This is a genomic window from Rhodococcus sp. NPDC060086, from assembly GCF_042730275.1.
Taxonomy (GTDB): Bacteria; Actinomycetota; Actinomycetes; order Mycobacteriales; family Mycobacteriaceae; genus Rhodococcus.
Genome location: NZ_JBHWWZ010000094.1, coordinates 1 through 4440, shown reverse-complemented (window position 1 = coordinate 4440; position 4440 = coordinate 1). Strand labels below are relative to the sequence as shown.

Below are 4440 nucleotides of genomic sequence, written 5' to 3'. Positions count from 1 at the left end.
CCTCGGTGTCGGTGAGGGCGCGGTTCTCGGCCGAGGGGGTGGTCCGCAGCTGGTGGGCGCCGTAGAAGAAGCCGCCACCGGCGAGGGCGTATGCGTGTTGCTACTTGGCTTCGGCTTCGCCCTCACTGCTCTTGGCGAGCGCGACCGCCGGGGTGTCGGGCACCTCGGCCGGCTTCTCGCTCGGCGTGAACGTGAACCTCGCGTTCTCGCCGGAGCCTTCGCCGTCCCAGCCCTCGACGTCGACCAGCACGATGTGACCGGCACCGATCTCGCCGAAGAGGATCTTCTCGGAGAGCTGATCCTCGATCTCGCGCTGGATCGTGCGACGCAGCGGCCGGGCACCGAGAACGGGGTCGAATCCGCGCTTGGCGAGCAACGACTTCGCCTTCTCGGTGACCTCGATACCCATGTCCTTGTTCTTCAACTGCACCTCGACGCGGCCCACCATCAGGTCCACCATCTGGATGATCTGATCCTGAGTGAGCTGGTGGAAGACGATGATGTCGTCGATACGGTTGAGGAACTCGGGCCGGAAGTGCTTCTTCAGCTCGTCGTTGACCTTGTTCTTCATCCGCTCGTAGTTCGACTGGTCGCCCTTGCCGGACGTGAAGCCCAGCCCGACGGCCTTGGAGATGTCGGACGTTCCGAGGTTCGACGTGAAGATCAACACCGTGTTCTTGAAGTCCACCGTGCGACCCTGACCGTCGGTCAGGCGGCCGTCTTCGAGGACCTGCAGGAGGGTGTTGTAGATCTCCTGGTGCGCCTTCTCGATCTCGTCGAACAGCACGACGGAGAACGGCTTGCGACGGACCTTCTCGGTGAGCTGGCCGCCCTCTTCGTATCCGACGTATCCGGGGGGCGCACCGAACAGACGCGACGCGGTGAACCGGTCGTGGAACTCGCCCATGTCGATCTGGATGAGCGCGTCATCCTCGCCGAACAGGAAGTTCGCGAGCGCCTTCGACAGCTCGGTCTTACCGACGCCGGACGGGCCGGCGAAGATGAACGAGCCCGACGGACGCTTCGGATCCTTGAGTCCGGCACGCGTACGACGGATCGCCTTCGCGACCGCCTTGACGGCGTCCTCCTGGCCGATGATCCGCTTGTGCAGCTCGTCCTCCATGCGGAGCAGACGGCTGGTCTCCTCCTCGGTGAGCTTGAACACCGGAATCCCGGTCCAGTTCGCGAGGACCTCGGCGATCTGCTCTTCGTCGACCTCCGCGACTACGTCAAGATCGCCTGCACGCCACTGCTTCTCCCGCTCGGAGCGCTGGGCGACGAGCTGCTTCTCCTTGTCGCGCAGGCTCGCGGCTTTCTCGAAGTCCTGCGCATCGATCGCAGATTCCTTCTCGCGACGCGCATCGGCGATCTTGTCGTCGAACTCGCGCAGGTCCGGCGGTGCGGTCATCCGGCGGATGCGCATACGAGCGCCCGCCTCATCGATGAGGTCGATCGCCTTGTCGGGCAGGAAGCGGTCGTTGATGTAGCGATCGGCGAGGGTCGCCGCAGCCACGAGCGCCTTGTCGGAAATCGACACGCGGTGGTGCGCCTCGTAACGGTCGCGCAGACCCTTGAGGATCTCGATGGTGTGCTCGACCGTCGGCTCACCGACCTGGACGGGCTGGAAGCGGCGCTCGAGCGCAGCGTCCTTCTCGATGTACTTGCGGTACTCGTCGAGAGTCGTCGCGCCGATCGTCTGCAGCTCACCTCGAGCGAGCTTCGGCTTGAGGATCGATGCGGCATCGATCGCGCCTTCGGCTGCACCCGCGCCGACGAGCGTGTGCAGCTCGTCGATGAACAGGATGATGTCGCCGCGGCTGTTGATCTCCTTGAGGACCTTCTTCAGGCGTTCCTCGAAGTCGCCGCGGTAGCGGCTGCCCGCCACCAGCGAACCCAGGTCGAGCGTGTAGAGCTGCTTGTCCTTGAGGGTTTCCGGGACCTCACCGTTGACGATCGCCTGAGCCAGGCCCTCGACCACGGCGGTCTTACCGACGCCGGGCTCGCCGATGAGCACCGGGTTGTTCTTGGTACGGCGGGACAGCACCTGCATGACCCGCTCGATTTCCTTCGCACGACCGATGACCGGATCGAGCTTGCCTTCGAGAGCGGCCTGCGTGAGGTTCCGGCCGAACTGATCGAGCACGAGCGATGTCGACGGGGTACCTGCCTCGCCGCGACTGGTGCCTGCTTCCTGCGGCTCCTTGCCCTGGTAGCCCGAGAGCAACTGGATGACCTGCTGACGGACCCGATTCAGGTCGGCGCCGAGCTTGACGAGCACCTGGGCCGCCACACCTTCGCCCTCGCGGATCAGGCCGAGGAGAATGTGCTCGGTGCCGATGTAGTTGTGACCGAGCTGTAGCGCCTCACGGAGGCTGAGCTCGAGCACCTTCTTGGCACGGGGAGTGAACGGGATGTGCCCGGACGGGGCCTGCTGTCCCTGGCCGATGATTTCCTCGACCTGACTGCGGACGCCCTCCAGGGAGATCCCCAACGACTCGAGCGACTTCGCCGCCACGCCCTCACCCTCGTGGATGAGGCCCAGGAGGATGTGCTCCGTGCCGATGTAGTTGTGGTTGAGCATCCTGGCTTCTTCTTGGGCCAGGACAACGACGCGCCGCGCGCGATCGGTGAACCTTTCGAACATCGCACTCCCTCACACTCTCGGCCGACGGATCCGGTACGAGGATTGTCCGGACCCCGGCAGCCGCTCTTCGCTCCGGCTCTCGAGTCGTTCACATCGAACCCTGCGAAGGTTCTACGATCCCACTCGACACTCTAGTTGGCGTGAATTCCACACGCTTCCCCTCCACCCTGGAAGGTGGTAGCGGAAAACACGGCTACAAGAGGTAACGCTGCACGTGACGCATACGTTTCCGCAACCTGTACGCCAGAAGCGAACAGGCGGTCAGCGAGTGAGAACCTGCTGGATCCACCGAGCGGCACTCTTCGGTGCCCGCTCCGGATCCATGAGCGCGTTCTCCGCGAGAGGACTGTCCTCCCGTCCAACCGTACCCGGTTCGAACGGGCGCAGGGAACGGCCGGAGCCCCGCAGCCGCTCGATGGCCGAGAGCAACGACCCTTCGTCGGCGACCGCCCGGTCGAAGGTCTCGGCGTCGACACCGAGATGCTCGGAAAGCAGCCTGGTGCGCAGTTCTGCCGCGACGCGTCCGACGGCGTCACCCGCTTCGGTCGACTCGATCGCGAGATCGCATTCGGTATCGAAGCCCATAGACCGGTTGTTCAGATTGGACGAACCGATCCGCACCAGAGTGTCGTCCATGATGACGACCTTGGCGTGCACATAGATCGGTTCCCCCGCCTCGGTCACCGGGTAGTACGTCTCGAATCTGCCGTGGACGTCGGCGTCCCACAGCATGTGCAGCAAGGACCGCCGCGCACCGTCCATCGCCTTCTTCTCGAGCCAGCCTTCCGCATTACGGGGTATCACCAGCACGACCTCGGGACCCTCGGGCTCACGCAGACGAGCGGCGATCGCCTCCGCGAGTGTGCGGGACGCCAGGTACTGGCTTTCCAGGTACAGCGTCCGCTGTGCCCCCTCGATCACCGAGAGGTAGAGGGCCTCGATCTCGAAGACGCCCTCGTCCGCGCCGTACTTCGGCAGAGTTCTGGAAATGGACACGTCGACGCCGGTGAGTGTCGAGCCGAGTCCGTCGGGCCAGATTGCGTCGCGGGTCCCGACCGGATCGAGTTCCACTCCTGTCGCAGCCTTCCAACGCGCCCGCGCCTGGTCGCCGAGCGCTCGCGCCGCCGCACCGTCCACGGCAGTGGTGACGTCGTGCCACGGACCGTATCGACGTCCGCTCGGTTCACGTCGATATCGACTGCGGTCGCGATGCTCCGAGGTGTCCCACCGATCTACGGTCATGTCGATGCCGCCGCAGAACGCGAGTGTGTCGTCGACGACGAGGATCTTCTGGTGATGGGCAGCGCCGACAGGATGCGCCCCGTCCATCTCGAAATGCAGGCGAGGGCTGCTGAGCCAGTCGAGTACGAATACCGGCGTCATACCGCGTCCGATCGCGGCGAGTGCGCCGATGTTCCACTTGAGCAGATAAAGGTCGAGATCGGGGTTCTGCTTCGGGAGCCAGTCCAGAAATGCACCGAGACGGTTGGGACCGTCGAGGGTCCGGCCGTCCGGTTCGAACTTGATACGTGTGTCGAAATCCCAGCCGATCAGCATGATGCGTTCACGCGCCTGCAGCATTGCCGATTTCGCATAGCGAAAATAATCGGCCGCGTCGACGATGAACGTGAGACGGTCGGCAGATTCCGTCCGCCAGCAGGTGTTCCCAGGCACGAGCACACGATCGACCATGGTGCGGATGTTATACGCCCGGCGGCGGCGCCGAATCAGCGCGCGTGCCCGGAATGCGACAGCACCGCCGGCATCCGCAGTTGCGGACCCCGACGGTGCTGTCG

The 4440-nt window shown here is 64.5% G+C and carries 2 protein-coding genes; both read right to left on the bottom strand.

The window, feature by feature from the left end; translation table 11 throughout:
- Positions 1-100: 100 nt before the first annotated feature.
- Positions 101-2644: an ATP-dependent Clp protease ATP-binding subunit gene (locus ACFWB0_RS25460; protein WP_378493178.1), complete on the bottom strand. Its 2544-nt coding sequence runs from the start codon at positions 2642-2644 to the stop codon at positions 101-103.
- Positions 2645-2905: 261 nt separating this feature from the next.
- On the bottom strand, positions 2906-4336 hold the full coding sequence (locus tag ACFWB0_RS25455; RefSeq protein ID WP_378493179.1) for a phospholipase D-like domain-containing protein: 1431 nt from the start codon (positions 4334-4336) through the stop codon (positions 2906-2908).
- Positions 4337-4440: the final 104 nt, after the last annotated feature.